Genomic DNA, 19,149 nt, shown 5'->3' on the forward strand with positions numbered 1-19,149 from the left:
TTAGAATTTTAAAGTTAAATCTATTCCAATATCACGAGTCGTAGGCAACACTCCAATAGACTGTCCTTTTGCGGCTAGTCCGTTCCCTGTACCCGCTTCCGGATCAGCATATGGCAAATTCTTATGGATAATCCATAAATTTCTACCTACAATAGATATTTTTGCATCCCGAATAGAAGTATTCGCTAAAATAGATTTTGGCAAAGAGTATCCAATACTAGCTTCTCTTAATTTTACATAAGAAGCATCATATACAAATCTCTTGTTTGGCATAACACCATATCCATCTACACTACCCGCCGAAGTTGGATCACCTGCAACGGTAGTATTTACATTTCCGTTTGGATTAACTCCCGGATTGATCACACCGCTTTCTCTGTAATAAGCTGTTTCTTCATATAATCCGGTTGCTGTACCATAAGCCATATCCGGAGAATATACATCTCCTCCTTGTTTAACATCAATAAGGAAGCTTACAGAAAAATCTTTGTAACGGAAACTGTTTCTTATACCTCCCACCCAATCTGGAGTAATATTTCCGATAACCTGGTTATTATTTCTAAGATAATTTCCACTAACAGGATCTACAATTTTATTCCCATTGGCGTCATACTGATAGTCTGAGCCTACCAATGCTCCAAATGCTTCCCCAACGCGGGCATTCAAAGAAACTCCATTCTGATAGGTTGCCATCAGATAATTCTGTGAATTCCCATTTAGTGAAATAACTTTATTTTCGTTTTTAGACCAGTTCACATTAATATCCCAGGTAAAGTTATCGGATTTAAATGGCGTACCATTCAATTGAATCTCAATACCTTTATTATCAATCTGCCCGGCATTTACTAAGAATGTTCTGTACCCTGTAGCTGAAGATACCGGTAAGTTGATGATCTGATCAATAGTTTTGGTTTTATAAATAGCGATATCAAATCCTAATCTATTTTTGAAGAACTGAGCCTCCATACCAAATTCGGTTTCTTTAGATCTTTGAGGCTTCAAATCAGGATTTGCAAGGAAATAAGGCTGATCAAACAAACCTTCTCCTCTTGCTTTAAATGTATTGGCTAATCTATAGTTGCTAGTAGAAGACCCTACTTCAGCATAGTTACCTCTAATTTTCCAGAAACTAAGCCAAGGCTGTTTCACAAATTCTGACAAGATAAGGGATCCTGTTACTGATGGATATGAGTAACTGTTATTTCCTTTTGGTAAGTTAGAAGATTGGTCAACACGGAAGGTTCCATCTACAAATAAGAAATTTTTATATCCGAAAGATGCCGTTGCATATAAACTTGATGTCACAAATTTTGCATAATTTTCATCTGGAGGAAGTATTGTTCTTACTGAATTGGAAATGGCAAAAAGTCCCGGTTTAGATAAACCTCCTTCTGTACTCATATACACGTTATCGATCAGATTTCGTCTAACGTTTCCTCCGGCAATACCACTCACATTCAAGTCAGGAGTAATGTCAAATTTATAGTTAGCAAACAAATCAAAATTCATTTCTGAATTTTTTACATTCGTTCTTGCATATCCTGAACCTACGTTAAGACCAGAAGCACCAAACACCTGAGGCAATGATCCGTTCATTAGTCTTTCTTCAACAACCATCTGTAAATCATCATAAGACAACTTACCTGTGATACCGAAGTTTTTAGAAACATCATACTTTAATTGCGCATAACTAAAGACTCTTGTTCTGTCATCTGACTGATAACTCTGATATCTTTGGAAATAAGGGTTATTCCAGTATTGTGGAGTACCATCATCAGCAGAAGTTCTGTTCCAGGAAAAATTACTGTTTCCATTGTTTTGGTAGGCATTTCTCAGAGCGTACACATCTGTGTTGGTCTGCCACCATTGTCTAAAACCAGAAACAATATTATCTGAATACCCTGTTTCATTACGCCCTCTTGTTCCCTGTAAAGTTAATGTCGTAAAAACAGAAGCATGTAATTTGTCCGTAAAATCGTGACTAAATTTTGCTGAGATTGTATTTTTTCTCAATTCTGAATTAGGCATCAAACCATTAGATAACATATTGGAATATGATAAGGAAAGGTTTGACGTTTTATTCCCTTTTTCAAGGGTAATGGTATTAATATAAGTGACTGGTGTTTCAAAAAACTTGATGGGTCCGTTTTTGGCGGCTACCCAAGGTGTTGCTTTACCATAATTAGGTGAAGACGGGTCAAATGAATCCCATTGATACACTAGTGAATTTGGGTTAAATGCTGGTCCATAGGATGCATCATCTCCAAAGTTAGCATAATTATATCCTCCTGGTCCAGGCGCTTCATTCCAAGATTCTCCTCCATATCCGGCTCCATATCTTGTCTGATATTTAGGAAATGTAGATTTATCAATGAAACCCGCTGTAATTCCCGAGTTTAAAGTAACTCCCCAGCTACCATCATTATTTCCTCTACCACTTTTGGTTACAATAAGAATAACCCCATCACTACCTCTTTCTCCGTATAAAGCAGATGCGGCAGCTCCTTTTAGAACGTTAATTGATTCAATATCTTCCTGGTTGATATCTGACAAGAAATTACCATAATCGAATGGAGCTCCCGTTGTTACTGTTGTATTATTAACAGGCGAGCCATCAATTACGATAAGTGGCGAGCCACCATTTAAAGATTTGTATCCTCTGATCAAAAGGTTGGCAGATCCGCCAAAGTTGTTATTTGTATTTACCTGTAGTCCGGCTACCTTACCTGAAAGAAGAGATGCTACGTTACCGGTATTGGTAGTTCCACCGGTTAATTCCGCAGCCTTAACTTCTTCAGAAGCATAACCAAGAGATTTTTTCTCTCTTTTAATCCCGAGCGCGGTTACAACCACCCCCTCAATTTCTTTTGTTTTAACAGTATCATTCTTTTGCTGAGCGTTGGCAACAGCTATAGAAGATGACACTACCAAAACAAGAAGACTTGCTGTTAGTTTCTTCATATCAAATTAAATTTTTATACTTTACAAATTTGTAAAACTTTCTTAATACCACAAAGAAAAATATAAAAAAATTACAACTTATTCAATATTTTAGAATAAAAACAATTAATAAATTATTAAAACACGTTAAAAACAAAATATTTAACAAAAAAAATTCATTTAAAACTTGGTTTTTTTAAGAAATAATAACAATCAATTAAATTGATATAATCTATATTTCAAATACAAGTAAAATCAAAAACAAACTGAATATCAATTATTTAAAAAAATACAAGATAAAAATCAGTAAGATTAAAAATCAATCCTATGCCACACATATTTCTACAACTAAAGAAATATTCACGCTTCAAGACAGAAAACCGACCAATTTTGATTTTAAGAAGTAGTCGTTTAATTCTTAGTAAAGTATTGTACATTTGTTATAGGAATGTTAGCTAGCTAACAGCATAGATCAATTTATATTTTATTAAGCTTCGATAAAGTTGTAATTATAAATGTTACTGAGAAATCTGTTCTGTTATAATAATGAAAGAGTTTTTGTTGGATCGATTCCTTCTTTAACCAAAATTTCTGAATCACAATTACGCCAATTTATTTAGTATTAAGCCTACCTTAAAACTACTTTACTTTGAAACACGACAATATGTATATTAGAAGTACTGAATGTCATATATATTATAAGTAATAAAAATAATTATAGTTACAACATTACAAAACAATAAAGATACTCACCAGCTCCATTAGCCAATTCTAATATTTTATATGCATAAGTAGAAAAAAAATTATATCTCAAGTAAGATCTTTTCTTTTAATGGGAATTAATCCTAAATCAAGCTCAATGCGTTAGTCTAATTTATTACGTTAAAAAAACTTTCCATTTTCATTAGGTAAAACAATAACTTATTGTTTTAATTTTGTACCGTTATTTAAGATCAATATGGAGCTAATAAAAAACTGGTCGAATCTTTATATAGAAGCAGGATGCGATGAAGTAGGAAGGGGATGTTTAAGCGGGCCGGTAGTGGCGGCAGCGGTAATTTTAGATGATGATTTCCAGCAAAACCTCGTTAATGATTCAAAAAAGTTAACATTTAAAACGCGGATGGAGCTGGATAGTTATATCAAGGATAATGTTAAAAACTACGCTATAGCAGAGCTCTCTCCTTCATTTATTGATGAGCACAATATCCTTAATGCAAGCATTCATGCCATGCATCGTGCATTGGATAAATTAACAATAACTCCGGAACTCATTTTAGTGGATGGCAATAAATTTCATCCTTATAATTACATTCCGCATCAATGCATTATTAAAGGAGATTCTAAGGTTTTATCTATTGCCGCAGCATCAATTCTTGCGAAAAACTACAGGGACACCCTAATGATTCAACTTCATGAGGAACATCCAGAATATGGCTGGGACACCAATTTCGGTTATGCTACAAAAAAGCATCAGGAAGCACTTATAAAATTTGGACCCACCCCTCATCACAGACAATCATTTAGGTTGAAATATGACTAAAAGCTATTGATATTCAATTATTAAATTCCTACAGACTGATCAGAAATTTAAAACCATTCTAAATAATTTTAAAAATAAAAAAAGAGAAGCAATTCAACAATTGCTTCTCTTTTTTATATCATAATGAAGAATTACTTCTTCTTATTTCGTTGTTGTTCCTGAGTTTTTTGCTGCTCCTGAGCCTTCTCCATCATTTCTCTCATTCTTTTCTGGAACTTACCTTCTGCTTTTGGTTTTTCCTTATTAGACTGAATCTGAGCATGAATTTTCTTCTCATCCAGAATTACGTACTTAATAACAAGGATAATTAAGATGTTAATCGCATTCGATACAAAATAATACCATGAAAGACCTGAAGCGGAAGTGTTAAGGAAGAATAAGAATGTAATCGGGAAGATGTACATTAATACTTTCATATTTGGCATTCCCTCCTGTTGAGGCTGCTGCATGTTTCCTGACGTCATTACTGTATAAATCAAAATAACAATGGTACAAGCTAATGCAAAAATACTCAAGTGATCTCCAAGGAAAGGAACTTTAAACGGAAGCTTGATCAAATCATCATAAGCTGTCAAATCCTTTGCAAACCAGAACCCTTGCCCTCTAAGATCAATAAAGTTCGGGAAGAAACGGAATAAAGCATAGAAGATAGGAATCTGAACCAATGCCGGTAAACACCCCGCCATCTGATTCACTCCGGCTTTTCTATAGATCTCCATTGTAGCCTGCTGTTTCTTCATTGGATCCGCATCCTTGAATTTAGCATTTGCTTCATCAATTTCCGGACGGATCACCTTCATCATTGCACTTAATTTGTGCTGCTTATACATAATTGGTGATAAGATCAGTTTTACAATGATTGTCATTACAAAAATAACCCAACCTGCTGATAATCCCCACGCAGCGATAATACCATATAACCACATAAAGAAATAACGGTTCATAGCACCAATGAAAGACCAGCCTAATGGAAGAATCTCATCAAAGTTTTTATCATAAGATTTAAGCAATGGCAAATCCAGCGGCATGAAATACCATGTAAAGTCCTGGTTCAGCTCACTTCCTGTCATCTGAACAAAACCTTCGTAGTTGAATTTCTTCAGATATTCTCCTTCTTCAACAGTTTCCTGATTTCCTTTACTTTGGGTAAATCCGTTTTTAGCTTCAATTACGGAAGAGAAAAACTGCTGCTTCACTCCAATCCAGTTAAGGGTTTCTTTTTCTTCCTCCATTGTAGTTCTTCCATCATAATCATAGTCTTTATAATTATTGAAAGCATAGGAAAATTCTGAGTGAGACTGCTCCTGAGCTCTACCCTTTTCTAAGTTTCTTACATTATAATCCCAGATGAAATCTGCTTTGTTATCTGAAGTAATTTTAGAAAGTCCCTGAGTTCTTACTTTGAAATCAAGGGTATATTTAGGAAGCAGTGTGTAAATAAACTGAATTACAGCACCGTTGTAATCTGCAGTTAGGGTTACGGCATTTCCATTAACAGTAGGTGAGAAAACTAAATCCTTAGTATTGATAACCTTTCCTGTTTTGTCTTTAAACTGAAAACCGTAGTTTGAGTTATTTTTAGTGATCAGATAAAGAGGCTGATCTGCATTGTCTGTTTTGTGATTGTAGGCTTTATACTTTAAAAGCTCTACTTTAGAAACCTGCCCTCCTAAGCTTGAAAATTCAAGTTTCAATTCATTATTTCCAAGACTTGCAGTCTGGATTGCATTAGGAGTTACATTTGGATTGATATTGTTTGCCTGAGTTTGTTTTACGGCATTTTTTACCTGTTCCGTTTTCTGCTGCTGAGCTTTTAACTCCTCTTCTTTCATTTGCTTGTTCTGGAAGTAGAACATAAAACCGAAGAGAACCAGGCATAAAACCGCGAAACTAATCATTTGTTTCTTATCGATTCCGTTGTTTTGTTGCATTTTATTTTATATTAAAATTTTAAATTTAAAATATACGTATCAACGTACGTAATTTGAGCTGACAAAAATACTGTTTTTTTATCAAAACTCTATGCTTTACGTTGTTACTATATAATAAACTCAAGCTGAGAATAATCAGCCTGAGTTTATATGTAGACGTTTATGATAAAATTTTACCTTATTTCTTTTCGCAAGCCTTAATGAAAGCTCTGAACAAAGGATGCGGCGTAGCTACTGTACTCTTATATTCCGGGTGATACTGAACTCCCACATAGAATGGGTGATCCGGAAGTTCAAGGGCTTCTACCAAACCTGTTTCAGGGTTTGTACCTGTAGCAAGGAAACCATTTTTTTCAAATTCCTGAAGATAATCACTGTTGAATTCATAACGGTGACGGTGTCTTTCAGAAATATTTTTGGCTCCGTAGATATCATTTAGTTTAGATCCGTTTTTCAAAGAACATTTCCAAGCTCCAAGACGCATTGTACCTCCTTTATCTACTACATTTTTCTGTTCTTCCATCAAAGAGATTACAGGATCCGGAGTAGCCGTATCAAATTCCATAGAGTTTGCTTTGGTATGTCCTAAAACATTTCTTGCAAATTCAATGGTCATAATCTGCATTCCTAAACAGATTCCCAACATTGGAATTTTATTTTCTCTGGCATATTTTGCCGTAAGAACTTTTCCTTCAATTCCTCTGTCTCCAAAACCAGGAGCCACAAGAATACCATTCACTCCTTTCAGTGTATCTTTGATATTTTCTTCTGTAATATCTCCACTGTAAACCCATCTTACTTTTACTTCAGTTTCAAGGTCTGCTCCTGCATGTTTGAAAGCTTCAGCAATAGAAATATAAGAATCCTGAAGAGAAATATATTTTCCTACCAACGCAATTTCAACTGTTTTCTTAGGGTTCTGGAATTTCTTAAGGAAATTCTTCCAGTCTTTAAGATCTGCATCTTTATCACTTTTCAGATCCAGCTCCTTCAATACTACATCATCGAAATTCTGTTTCTGAAGATACATTGGAACTTCATAGATGGTTTCAAGATCTTTACATTCGATAACATTATCTAAAGGAACGTTACAGAACTGAGCTAATTTCGCTCTCTGATCTTTAGGGATTTTATGTTCTGTTCTGCACACTAAAACATCTGCCATAATTCCGCTTTCCATCAATTGACGAACGGAGTGCTGGGATGGTTTTGTTTTTAACTCTCCACTAGATGCCAGATAAGGCAATAATGTTAGATGAATAACCATAGAATTCTTCTCTCCTAACTCCCATTTTAACTGACGAACAGTTTCAATGTAAGGTAAAGATTCAATATCTCCGACAGTTCCTCCGATCTCAGTAATAATGATATCGTAGTTCTGCTTGGAAAGCATTTTAATTCTACGTTTAATTTCGTTAGTAATATGAGGAATTACCTGAACTGTTTTTCCAAGGAAATCTCCTTTTCTTTCTTTTTCAATTACAGTCTGGTAGATTTTTCCTGTAGTAACGTTGTTGTTTTGGGATGTAGGAGCATCAAGATAACGCTCGTAGTGGCCTAAATCCAGATCCGTCTCTGCACCATCTTCAGTCACATAGCACTCTCCATGCTCATAAGGATTCAAAGTTCCCGGGTCGATATTGATATAAGGATCTAGTTTTTGGATCGTTACGTTAAAACCGCGTGATTTTAGCAATAGTCCCAGAGAAGCAGACACGATTCCTTTTCCCAAAGATGAAGTTACACCTCCTGTCACAAAGATGTACTTTGTATTCTTTTTACTCATTAGATTAGGTTTGTGCAAAGTTATGGGAAAAAGAGATACAAAGCAATCTTTTACATTTTGAAAATGATAAAACATCCTTCAAACAATCATAAAACCTGATAAAATTTTTTATCTATAATGAGTATAAGCAAATGAAACAAAGTGATAACCACAATGATTCTGGTATATAAATTAAAAGCAAAATTTTAGCAGTTTATCATTTCTGTTTTGTAACATTTTTAAGGTCAAAGCCAGGCATACTAAGCACACCTAAGTTTTATGAAAATCAAAGCTTTTGTGACTTTTGTAGTTTTGTAAGGTTTAAACAATTCTCATAAAAAAGGTTTTCCGTTCAAATGGAAAACCTTTTTAATTTAATATTTTTTGAAAGTCTACTGCTTCACCAGTTCAAAGTAAGCTGTTACCTCAACATCTTTTGCAATGCCTGCAGCTGTTGGATCATATTTGATTCCATAATCCAGACGGTTTACTATAAATTTTGTCTGAATTCCCATCACTTCTTTTCCGTCTTTGTTCTTTGTAATTCCGCCAAAAGTAACGGGTGCGGTAATTTCTTTCTCCACCCCTCTCATGGTCAGTTTCCCTTTAACGATATAATTGTTGTTTTTGTCCTTGGTTACGGAAGAACTTTTAAATTCAATGATGGGATATTTTTCCGCATCAAAAAAATCTTCACTTACCAAATGCCTGTCTCTTACGCTTACTCCGGTATTAATGGTAGCCACACTTACGGAGAAGCTTAGATCTGCCTTATCCAGGCTGGCACCACTAGTAGCTGCTCTTCCGTCAAATTTGTCAAATCTTCCCTGTACAAAGCTAATTCCCATGTGCTTAATATTAAAGTTAACAGAAGAATGCATCTGGTCTGCTTCCCAGGTACCCTGTGCAAAAGCAACAACACTTAAAAGCACAAATACAAAAGATAAAAATACTTTTTTCATTATAATGATATTTTACATTAATATTTTAGTTGAATGAAGCTAAGATATGAAAGATATTCCGACCAAAAATACATTAGTTTTTAATATTACCTGTATTTAGATTCTGAAAGAAAAATGCTTTTTTATAACTTCGCAGTATGGCAAAACTGAAAACAGCATATTTCTGTCAAAACTGCGGATCTCAATACTCCCAATGGATGGGACAATGTAAAAACTGCGGACAATGGAACACTTTAGTAGAAGAGGTGATAGAAAAACCTTCTCACAAAACGCCTCCTTTCTCAAAAACCAAGCAGCATGTGATTAATATTGTTGAAGTGGAAACAAGTGAGGAACCAAGAATAAAAACTCCTTCCGAAGAACTGAACCGCGTTTTAGGCGGCGGAATTGTTTTAGGTTCCGTTACCCTGATTGGTGGTGAACCGGGAATCGGGAAATCTACACTGCTGCTTCAGCTTGCTTTGAAAATGAAGAAAAAAATCTTCTATGTTTCCGGTGAAGAAAGTGCTTCCCAGATTAAGATGAGAGCAGACAGACTGACAGATATTCAAAATCCGAACTGTTTTCTCTTTACTGAAACTTCTTTGGAAAAAATCCTTCATGAAGCCAAAAAACTGGAACCGGATTTCATGATTATAGATTCCATTCAGACCCTGCAGTCTCAGCTGATAGAAAGTTCTCCGGGAACTGTATCTCAGATCAGAGAATGTTCTAATGAGATTATCAAATATGCCAAAGAAAATAATACTCCCGTATTTCTTGTAGGACACATTACGAAAGACGGACAAATTGCAGGACCAAAGGTTCTGGAACATATGGTAGATGTGGTTCTGAATTTCGATGGAGACCGAAATCACCTTTTCAGATTGCTGAGAGCAAATAAAAACCGCTTCGGATCTACTTCCGAGATTGGGATCTACGAAATGGTTTCTCAGGGACTGAAAGAAATTAAAAACCCTTCTGAAATTCTGATCACCAAGAAATTTGAAGAACTTTCCGGAAACTCAGTTGCCGTAACATTGGAAGGAAACCGCCCGATGCTTCTGGAGATTCAGGCATTGGTAAGCACAGCTGTTTATGGTACTCCCCAAAGAAGCTGCACAGGCTTCGATTCCAAAAGGTTGAATATGCTTTTGGCTGTTCTGGAAAAAAGAGCAGGTTTTCAATTGGGTGCTAAAGACGTTTTCTTAAATATTACCGGAGGAATTAAAACAGATGATCCAGCGCTAGATCTGGCCGTCATTGCTTCCGTTCTTTCTTCCAATGAAGACATTGCCATTTCGGAACATTACTGCTTTGCCGGAGAAATTGGGTTAAGTGGTGAGATACGTCCTATAGCACAGGTGGAACAAAGAATTACTGAGGCCGAAAAACTGGGTTATGAAAAAATATTTGTTTCCAATCTTAATAAAATTCCGAAAAGAAAATTTGGTATCAAGATCGAAGAAGTGAGCAAGATTGAGGATTTTCACGAGAGACTTTTCTGATCATAAATGGTCAATTTTGCTTCGCAAGTCAATTATCAATTGGGATGTCAGATAAGAAATTCACTAGCGAAGCGAATTCACTATTCACTATTCACTATTCACCTTTCACTATCCACATTTAATTCATATCTTTAAATTATGAATTATCTGGCGCATTCCTTTCTTTCTTTTACCGACGGGCAGATCGTGGGGCAGTTTCTCGAAGATTTCATTCCCAACAGAGACCGTTACTCTTTTCCGAAAGATATTCAGGACGGGATTACTCTGCACAGGGCCATTGATACGTTTACAGATTCCCATCCTGCCATTCATGAAGCCAAAAAGGTATTTGCTCCATTGGTAAGATTATATGCAGGAGCGTTTGTAGATGTTTCTATGGATTATTTTGTGGCCAATGATTTTTCTTTAAATACCCTCGCGGAATGGAAAGATCATTCTCTTAAGGTTTACAGTGTTTTGAATGCGAATGATCAGTGGCTGCCGGAAAACTTCAAAAAAATGCTTGTCAAAATGGAGCATGACGATTGGCTTTATAATTACCGTGAAGACTGGGGAATTAAATTCAGTATTCAGAATGTGTTGAATAAAGCGAAGTATCTTGATAAAGATATTCCTGTTTTTGAAGCTTTTTTAAAGAATAAAGATCATCTTCAGCAATGTTACGATGCCTTTTTCCCTGATTTACTGGTTCATGCGAAGGGAATTAATACCTTGATTCAGCTGGAAAATTAATATGTTTAAAACTGCTTATAAAGATAACGGTTAGGATAGGTAAGTTTTTCGCTCTTTCTTTGTCCGTTCACAATGATATGAACGATATTAATCTGATCATCAAAAAGATTATAGAGAAAACTAACTGCAGTTTCTACTTTTTTAGGCGTGGTAACGGGTTCAGATTCCAGAAAAACATTTACAGATTCCTGGTCTTCTTCGTAGCCAATATAATTAACCTTTAAAAATTTGTTATCGGCTTTTAATTTGAAATATTCAGCACAGTATTTCTGTAATGCATCATTCAGTTTTGTCTTGTATTTTTCATCATTAAAATGAAAAGCTCCTCCATATTTCTTTCCTAAACCATTTTCCATGTCATCAAGGAAGAATCTTCCTGTCACTTCAAATGTTCTGGATTTCGAATTATAATTAATTTCTACAGAACCTACATGATAGGGGTGAAAAGCTTCACCATTCGTAAAACTCTGAAAAACCATCGTTAATGATAAAAGAAAACTCAAAAAAACTTACCCGACATGAATCTTATTTTACAGCAAATATAAAAAAGCAGCAGTTATAAAAACTGCTGCTTTACTATTTGAATCTGATAATGAAGTCTTATTCTTTAATTACTTTTTTCGTAATTTTTGTGCTATCCTCCAGAACAATGCTAAACAGGTAAGTTCCTTTTACCAGTTCAGAAACATTAATTCTCCCTGAATTAGCATCTACATTTACAGTTTTTACTAATTTTCCTGAAGCATCATAAATCGTTACTGTTCCTTTGGAATGTCTGCCCAATGTTACATTGACAAAGTCTTTTGCAGGGTTAGGGTTGATATTCACGTCAGAATTGATCTTAACATCCGCTGTTCCCAGTGTAGTTCCTGTTTTAACAAAATATCCGCCAAAACCTGTTGCCTGAAAACTCACTTCCCAATATTGATAAGTATCATTCCAGATAATATCTGCAATACTCGGCGTAATAACTGTTGCCGTTCCTCCAAAAGAAGCTACGGTACCTGTAGTACTTGTTCCTGTATATTTTTCAATAAGAAGATTAGCTTTATTGGCAACATCGGTAGGTGAAGTAGGCAATTTTACTCCACTTGTAAGATTATAGGCATCAAAATCTGCCTGTTTGAAGTATAAAGTTACTTTTCCGGTTGCAATAGTTGTATTTGCATCAGAATTGATTTCATATCTTCTTGCAACATAATTTGGCTGTGCATTATCCACCCATACTTTTGAAGTCACATTTCCTGTTACTGTACTTGCCGTTTCTTTTTCCACTCTTGCGATAAGCTGGCAGGCATTGGTGAAATAATTGTTTCCATTGGCTACCGTACTTGCTTTCGTTTGATTGGAAGTTGCTAAATTCTTTACCTCAGCAACATTTTCATATACTGTTGCTCTCATTTTAAGGTCAAATGTTCTGGATGTCCATGTAGTGCCGTCTGTAGAAGTTTTGGATCTGTTATTCACTACTGCATTTTCGGCCTTCATGGCAATTCTTCCCCCTAATCCATTGACTACGATATAAAATTCTTTTCCGGTTACCATTTGTACATTCAAATCGGAAAGATTAACATAATTCCAGGTAAATCTTTGAGTATTATTAAGCCATGAAGTAATAGTTTTAGTGGCAATAATATCTCCTGGATTTCCATTGGTATCTACTTTTCTGATCTGAACATCTACCGGAATATCCGAAGGAAGTGAAGTTCCCGTTAAGAATGAAAAACCTCCCAGTTTTCCTGTTAATGTAGGGGTATATCTCACAGCAAGGGCTATATTATCAAAATAATAATTGGATTCTGTATTTGCAATAATATAAGGCTCATCATAACCTATTGTCTCAAAATTAGATTTCACACAGCCTAACTCATCCGTAACGGCTTTATAGATATCCAATTTTCCATATCCCCATCTCATATTCGGAACAGTACCGGTTGCACCATCCATTCTTGCGTTAGCTGTAAGACGAGATTTCACCTGTGCTGCCGTTAATGTAGGATTTGCCTGAAGCAATAAACCTACTGCTCCTGCAACTCCTGGTGAAGACATACTGGTCCCCTGATTTTTTACATAATAATTGGTTCCGGCAATAATATCTGTAGCTGTAGGAGCAGAATCAGCTGATCTGGAAGAGATTACATTCTGGCCAGAACCTGCAATTTCCGGTTTTTGAACACCATCCACTCTTGGCCCTTGTGAACTGAATGAAGAGATGGATTCCTGAGGAGTAAGTGTAAAATAACCGCTTGTTCCGCTATACCAGCTTGCTCTTCCCATATATGAAGCTACAGTAATAGCATTAGAAGCATTTCCTGGGGATCCTACAATATATTCATTATCTCCGTTTTGTAAAGTTGTTGTCACTCCCTGACTGTACAGCCAGCCATGGGTTGTAATCTGCTGTGTTCCGTTATTGGTAATTTCTAATGTATAATTCCCCTGAGCATTTGTAGCTCCTGAAGCCCTGGTTACAATCAGCTGAACATATCGTTTGTTATTGTCAGTTCCCCAATAGTTATACATAGTAGCTGTAAGATCACCTCCCAATATGCTATGAGCGGTATTGGTGCTTATATTCTGAGTATACTGTTGTCCGTCAGGAGTCGTTAATTTTGCGGTAACCGGAGTATTGTCATTGGCATACATGATGAATGAAAACACTGTAGCTGAAGAAGTATTACTTGCTACCGTAAAATTATAAGTCTGAGAAGTATTAGCTGCAATATCAACTTTTCTGTGAAGATTAGCTCCATAATCATTACCTGCTGAAATAACAACTACTCTTCCTGCTCCTGAAGTGGTAAAACTGTTAACCGCTACTTCATGACTGGAAGTTCCGTCGTGCGCAGTTCCCTGCCCTCCGATACTCATATTAACAACGATGGGTTTATTAAGAGCCGTAGCTACATTTTTGAAATAAGTTAAAGCATTAATAGTATTAGTTGTAGGGAAAGATCCGTTACCTCCTTTTACAAAAACAATATCTGCATCGGATGAAAACCCTTTATGCCTTTTATCTGTAAAGGCTGCACCATTTCCTGCAGCAGTACCCGAAACGTGGGTTCCGTGCCCGTTGGTATCATTTTCACGAACGAAACCTACAGGAGTTCCATCCAGTTCATCTTCAATCTGTGCTCTTGTATATTCTACGCCTGTTGAAAATCCTGTTGGTGTTGTTTCTCCTGCCTGTGCAGTTAATGTTTGATCCCAGATGGAAACAATTCTGCTCTTTGTCTGATCGTCAGCTTTTCTGAAATCCGGATGTTTCCAGTCTATGCCACTGTCATAAATCCCTACTAATACACCGGTACCGTTATAAGCAGTATTATTAAAAACACCATCCTGCAAAAGGCTTGCTCCGGACTGCGCTCTGCTCACATCATTATGAAGCTCATCAAATGCAGGCCCCATTACTGAGGTTACATACGGAAGCTTTGTAAGTCTTTCAATATCTTCAATAGAAACCAAAGCTGTGGAAAAGGTTGGAAGCTGGCTCTGTACAAGGAAACCATCAGCTTTTAGCTTTTCCGGTTCTTTAGTATAAATTATACATGAATACATGGTTTGTGCTCCCTTGGAAGTCACTACCAAATGTTGATCCAATTTCATATCCGGGCGTTCAAGCTCTTTAACCGTTCTTCCGTTGGCAATGCTTTCTTTATTTTTCAATAAAAGATCAAATCGGGAGTCCAATTTCTGAACCTGCCCGTGAAAAGCATAGGAATATAATCCTAAAAAGGCTGCGGTAGCATTTCTGAGAAACTTCGTTCCTCCGGGCGAAATGTGTACTTTTGTAAAGAATAATTTTTTAATATCCATATTTTATTTTTAAGCAATACAATTATACAATTTTTATTTAAAATAAAAATAAAGTAAAATATTAATAATAATTAAGCGTAAAAATTAAACCAAACAATAAAATTAATAACATTTTAACAAAACATTCAAAATATTAAAAATTTTAACCAAAATGCAAGATTTTATTTTTTATTTAAACCTTGGGTGGGAACATATTATCTCTTTGGATGCTTTAGATCATCAGCTTTTTGTTCTTGCTTTGATTGCCGTTTATTCTTACAGTGACTGGAAAAAAATTCTTATTCTGGTAACCGCATTTACTATCGGACATTCTATTACACTAGCTTTAAGCATTATGGATGTTTTTCGGGTTCCTTCTGATTGGGTTGAATTTTTAATTCCTCTGACTATCGTTGTAACCTCATTAGATAATATCATCATGAAAAACCAGAAACAGACTTTGATGCGGGCTAACTACTACCTTGCACTGATCTTCGGACTGGTTCACGGAATGGGATTTGCGAATACAGCAAGAGTAATGATTGCAAAAAGTCAAAGTATTGCTGTACCTCTTTTGGGATTCAATATAGGTCTTGAATTGGGACAGATTGTAATTGTTGCTGCTATTTTAATCATTCTGTTTATTTTACTTAATCTTTTTAAAGTGAATAAGAAAGATTGGATTCTGTTTGTTTCTTCCGGAGTATTTGCTCTTTCTTTAAAAATGACTTTGGAAAGAATTCCGTTTTAAAAGTTAAATATTTTTATTATTTCAATAGCTTATTCCTATCTTTGATCATTAATAAATCATTTTCGGTTATGAAACTAAAAGTTGTTATACTTTCACTTTCTGTATTTGCATATACAGGTTTCACCGCACAAAATATTCAGAATAACCCTGGCAGCAATCATGGAAACAAGTTTGAGCAGCTGGGAACAATTCTACCAACACCCAACATCTACAGAACGGCTTCAGGAGCTCCGGGTCACGGATACTGGCAAAACAGGGCCGACTATAACATTTCCGCTTATCTGGATGAGGATAAAAGAAATCTGAAAGGTTCGGAAACCGTTACTTATTACAACAATTCTCCGGATGAACTGGATTATATCTGGCTGCAGCTTGATGAAAACGAGCATTCCAGCATCAGAAATGCCGGATATGACAATTCATCTGTACTTCGTCCTTCCACTACAGATCAGCAGCTTAAAGTTTCTGAGCTTCCTGTGAAAGACAATGGCTATGGAGTAAGTCTGGAAAAAGTGACTGATGCTTCAGGAAATCCTTTGAAGTATACCGTCAACAAAACGATGATGCGTATTGATCTTCCTAAGGTTTTGAAAAAAGGGGAGAAATTCGTTTTCAAAGTAGACTGGAACTACAATATCTCTAACAGAATCAAAATGGGAGGCCGCGGCGGCTATGAAAATTTCCCTGAAGATGGCAATGATTTGTATACTATGACACAATGGTATCCAAGAATGTGCGTATACAGCGACTTCCAGGGATGGCAGAACCATCAGTTTACAGGAAGAGGTGAATTTGCTTTGGTTTTCGGAGATTTCAAAGTTTCCGTGAATGTTCCTTCCGATCATATTGTAGGAGGAACCGGAGAGTGTAAAAACTATGACCAGGTGCTTACTTCTGATCAGCTGTCAAGATACAGAAAAGCTGAAAACGCAGCTGAACCTATTGAAATTGTAACGTTGGATGAAGCTAAAAAAGCCGAGAAAAATCATTCAAAACAAAGAAAAACATGGGTTTTCGAAGCGAAGGATGTTCGCGATTTCGCATGGACTTCTTCCAGAAAATTTGTCTGGGACGGAATGCGTGTAACGATTCCTGAAAACAATAATAAGGTAATGGCAATGAGTTTCTATCCGAAAGAATCTTATGGACTTTACAGAAAGTTTTCCACAAAAGCAGTTGCGCATACCATTAAAACCTATTCGGAATTTACTATTCCTTATCCATATCCTGTAGCGCAGTCTGTAGAAGCAGCCAACGGAATGGAATATCCTATGATCTGCTTCAATTTCGGAAGAACGGAGAAAGACGGGACGTATTCTGAAGGAACCAAAAACGGAATGCTTGGGGTAATTATCCACGAAGTGGGCCACAACTTCTTCCCTATGATCATCAATTCTGATGAAAGACAATGGGCATGGATGGATGAGGGCTTGAATACCTTTACAGAATATCTTACAGAAGAGAAATGGGATAATAAATTCCCATCTAAAAGAGGACCGGCATGGACAATCGTAGATTATATGAAACTGCCGAAAGATCAGCTGGAACCTATCATGAGCAATTCTGAGAATATTGTTCAGTATGGCCCGAATGCGTATTCAAAGCCTGCTACAGGATTGAATATTCTACGTGAAACCATTATGGGAAGAGAACTATTCGACAAGGCATTTAAAACCTATGCTAAAAGATGGGCTTTCAAACATCCTGAACCTGCAGATTTATTCCGTACGATGGAAGATGCAAGCGGTGAAGACCTTGACTGGTTCTGGAGAGGATGGTTCTACGGTACAGATCCTGTAGATATCGCTATTGATAAAGTAACAGTAGCTGTTCCAAACCTTGAAACAGATCCAAAAGCTGCGGCGGAAGTAAAATATCAGGTAGAGAAACCTTTGGTAAGCAGTTTTGAAGATCTTTCAAAAATCAGAAACAGAGAAGACAAGAATATCAAATTCTATGTTGACGGTGATAAGGACGCTCAGGATTTCTATTACAGATATGACAGAGGTCAGGAAAAGGTAGATAATAATAGGGAATACACCATCAAAACAGAGGCAGGCCTTCCTTTAGATGCCAAGGATAAAGAAAAGTTCAAGAATATTACAGGATATCAGATTGATTTTGTGAACAAGGGCGGATTGGTAATGCCTATCATCCTTGAATTTACTTTTGAAGATGGTTCCAAATTATATGACAAGTCTGCCGCACAGATCTGGCGACTGAACGAGCAAAAGGTTTCCAAAACCTATTATTTTGATAAAAAAATAAAATCTATTCAGCTTGATCCGATGAGAGAAACTGCTGATATTGATACAACTAATAATTTATGGACCAGTGCCGGATCCGGTGCTGAAACTTCAAAATTCCAGCTCTTTAAACAAAAACAGGAAGCGGGTTCTGTAAGAGGAGGCTCCACCGGAAAGGTCAACCCAATGCAGGCCGCCGGAAAGAGTTAAAAGCCAAAAGGTTGTAACTTTTAACAAATACAGCATTACTTATTATTAAAAAGATCATGAAAACTATTCTTTTCCTTTTAATACTAAGTAGTGCTAATTTTTTTCCCCAGAAACTACTTACTCCTGAAAATTCCGGGATCAATTCAAAACTCATCCAGAATGAAACTTCTGAAGCGGTATGGTTTGCTGAAAATGCAGGCACAAAAATAGAAATAGGAAGCATTATTACTGAGATCAAAAAACTCAACAAAGCAGATCTTCTTATCAGAACTACTGTAAAAATGAAACAGGCTCCGGATGCTCAATGGACGGATTCTACTCTTGTAAAAACTTCCAATTTCAGCCCAGTCTACCACTCTTCTTACAATTCAATGAGAGACATGGTTCTCAAGTCTGAAAAAGATAAGGTCACCGGATATTATCTGGATAAGAAATCTCAGAAAAAAGACGTGATCGAAATTCCTGCAGATCCCTATTTTGACAGCAGCAGCTATGCCATGCTGATCAGATATCTTCCTTTGAAAGAACACTATACTGCCGAGATTTCTATTTTCGATTATAACCCCAAATCTGAGAAAAAAGGGATGATGAAAGCCTACATTCTGGATACTCAAAAAACAGAATATAAAGGAAAACCAGTTTGGGCAGTAAAAACCAATGATGACATTAGCAATAGAGCTACCGCAGTAACCTATTATATTGATGCAGCAACAAGGAAAATTGTAAAGCAGGATATAGAAATGGCAGGAAGAAAAATGTATTTAGAAACAGCTCCATAAATTAC

The 19,149-nt window shown here is 36.3% G+C and carries 12 protein-coding genes; 6 read left to right on the top strand and 6 right to left on the bottom strand.

Annotated features, from left to right (window positions below):
- A complete protein-coding gene (locus CLU97_RS17475; protein ID WP_121489065.1) occupies positions 1–2,961 on the bottom strand; it encodes a SusC/RagA family TonB-linked outer membrane protein in 2,961 nt (986 codons plus the stop codon).
- Between the two features lie 937 nt (positions 2,962–3,898).
- On the opposite strand from CLU97_RS17475, the gene CLU97_RS17480 reads away from it, so the two are divergent.
- A complete protein-coding gene (locus CLU97_RS17480) occupies positions 3,899–4,483 on the top strand; it encodes a ribonuclease HII (protein WP_121489066.1) in 585 nt (194 codons plus the stop codon).
- A 131-nt stretch (positions 4,484–4,614) separates the two neighbouring features.
- Here CLU97_RS17480 and yidC read toward each other — a convergent pair whose 3' ends face one another.
- The 3 genes from yidC to CLU97_RS17495 form a co-directional block, all read right to left on the bottom strand.
- Complete coding sequence (gene yidC / locus CLU97_RS17485; RefSeq protein WP_121489067.1) at positions 4,615–6,414, bottom strand: membrane protein insertase YidC; 1,800 nt, start codon at positions 6,412–6,414, stop codon at positions 4,615–4,617.
- Between the two features lie 178 nt (positions 6,415–6,592).
- Positions 6,593–8,200, bottom strand: a complete 1,608-nt coding sequence (locus CLU97_RS17490) for a CTP synthase (protein WP_121489068.1) — start codon at positions 8,198–8,200, stop codon at positions 6,593–6,595.
- 371 nt (positions 8,201–8,571) lie between these two features.
- Complete coding sequence (locus CLU97_RS17495) at positions 8,572–9,141, bottom strand: YceI family protein (RefSeq protein WP_121489069.1); 570 nt, start codon at positions 9,139–9,141, stop codon at positions 8,572–8,574.
- A gap of 137 nt (positions 9,142–9,278) precedes the next feature.
- On the opposite strand from CLU97_RS17495, the gene radA reads away from it, so the two are divergent.
- Positions 9,279–10,628, top strand: a complete 1,350-nt coding sequence (gene radA / locus CLU97_RS17500; RefSeq protein ID WP_121489070.1) for a DNA repair protein RadA — start codon at positions 9,279–9,281, stop codon at positions 10,626–10,628.
- A gap of 138 nt (positions 10,629–10,766) precedes the next feature.
- Positions 10,767–11,360, top strand: a complete 594-nt coding sequence (locus CLU97_RS17505; protein WP_121489071.1) for an ACP phosphodiesterase — start codon at positions 10,767–10,769, stop codon at positions 11,358–11,360.
- A 5-nt stretch (positions 11,361–11,365) separates the two neighbouring features.
- Here the strand turns inward: CLU97_RS17505 and CLU97_RS17510 are convergent, their stop codons facing one another.
- Positions 11,366–11,839, bottom strand: a complete 474-nt coding sequence (locus CLU97_RS17510) for a DUF6702 family protein (protein ID WP_121489072.1) — start codon at positions 11,837–11,839, stop codon at positions 11,366–11,368.
- Positions 11,840–11,960: 121 nt separating this feature from the next.
- A complete protein-coding gene (locus CLU97_RS17515; RefSeq protein WP_121489073.1) occupies positions 11,961–15,179 on the bottom strand; it encodes a S8/S53 family peptidase in 3,219 nt (1,072 codons plus the stop codon).
- A 151-nt stretch (positions 15,180–15,330) separates the two neighbouring features.
- Here CLU97_RS17515 and CLU97_RS17520 point away from each other — a divergent pair, with 151 nt between their 5' ends.
- The 3 genes from CLU97_RS17520 to CLU97_RS17530 all read left to right on the top strand — a co-directional run bounded on the left by CLU97_RS17520 (position 15,331) and on the right by CLU97_RS17530 (position 19,144).
- Positions 15,331–15,909 carry a HupE/UreJ family protein gene (locus CLU97_RS17520; RefSeq protein WP_121489074.1) on the top strand — a complete coding sequence of 193 codons (579 nt, stop codon included), beginning with the start codon at positions 15,331–15,333 and terminating at the stop codon, positions 15,907–15,909.
- Between the two features lie 68 nt (positions 15,910–15,977).
- The gene (locus CLU97_RS17525) at positions 15,978–18,365 is read left to right on the top strand and encodes a M1 family metallopeptidase (RefSeq protein WP_121489075.1); all 2,388 of its coding nucleotides are present in this window, start codon (positions 15,978–15,980) and stop codon (positions 18,363–18,365) included.
- 56 nt (positions 18,366–18,421) lie between these two features.
- Positions 18,422–19,144 (top strand): hypothetical protein, encoded by a 723-nt coding sequence (locus CLU97_RS17530; protein ID WP_121489076.1) that lies wholly within the window; start codon positions 18,422–18,424, stop codon positions 19,142–19,144.
- The last annotated feature ends 5 nt before the right edge of the window (positions 19,145–19,149 follow it).

The organism is Chryseobacterium sp. 7, from assembly GCF_003663845.1.
GTDB lineage: Bacteria > Bacteroidota > Bacteroidia > Flavobacteriales > Weeksellaceae > Chryseobacterium.

What these genes read in the sequence shown, in the direction of transcription:
- CLU97_RS17475 (WP_121489065.1), bottom strand. Translation starts at nt 2,961, where the DNA reads ATGAAGAAACTAACAGCAAGTCTTCTTGTTTTGGTAGTGTCATCTTCT.
- CLU97_RS17480 (WP_121489066.1), top strand. Translation starts at nt 3,899, where the DNA reads ATGGAGCTAATAAAAAACTGGTCGAATCTTTATATAGAAGCAGGATGC.
- yidC (WP_121489067.1), bottom strand. Translation starts at nt 6,414, where the DNA reads ATGCAACAAAACAACGGAATCGATAAGAAACAAATGATTAGTTTCGCG.
- CLU97_RS17490 (WP_121489068.1), bottom strand. Translation starts at nt 8,200, where the DNA reads ATGAGTAAAAAGAATACAAAGTACATCTTTGTGACAGGAGGTGTAACT.
- CLU97_RS17495 (WP_121489069.1), bottom strand. Translation starts at nt 9,141, where the DNA reads ATGAAAAAAGTATTTTTATCTTTTGTATTTGTGCTTTTAAGTGTTGTT.
- radA (WP_121489070.1), top strand. Translation starts at nt 9,279, where the DNA reads ATGGCAAAACTGAAAACAGCATATTTCTGTCAAAACTGCGGATCTCAA.
- CLU97_RS17505 (WP_121489071.1), top strand. Translation starts at nt 10,767, where the DNA reads ATGAATTATCTGGCGCATTCCTTTCTTTCTTTTACCGACGGGCAGATC.
- CLU97_RS17510 (WP_121489072.1), bottom strand. Translation starts at nt 11,839, where the DNA reads ATGGTTTTTCAGAGTTTTACGAATGGTGAAGCTTTTCACCCCTATCAT.
- CLU97_RS17515 (WP_121489073.1), bottom strand. Translation starts at nt 15,179, where the DNA reads ATGGATATTAAAAAATTATTCTTTACAAAAGTACACATTTCGCCCGGA.
- CLU97_RS17520 (WP_121489074.1), top strand. Translation starts at nt 15,331, where the DNA reads ATGCAAGATTTTATTTTTTATTTAAACCTTGGGTGGGAACATATTATC.
- CLU97_RS17525 (WP_121489075.1), top strand. Translation starts at nt 15,978, where the DNA reads ATGAAACTAAAAGTTGTTATACTTTCACTTTCTGTATTTGCATATACA.
- CLU97_RS17530 (WP_121489076.1), top strand. Translation starts at nt 18,422, where the DNA reads ATGAAAACTATTCTTTTCCTTTTAATACTAAGTAGTGCTAATTTTTTT.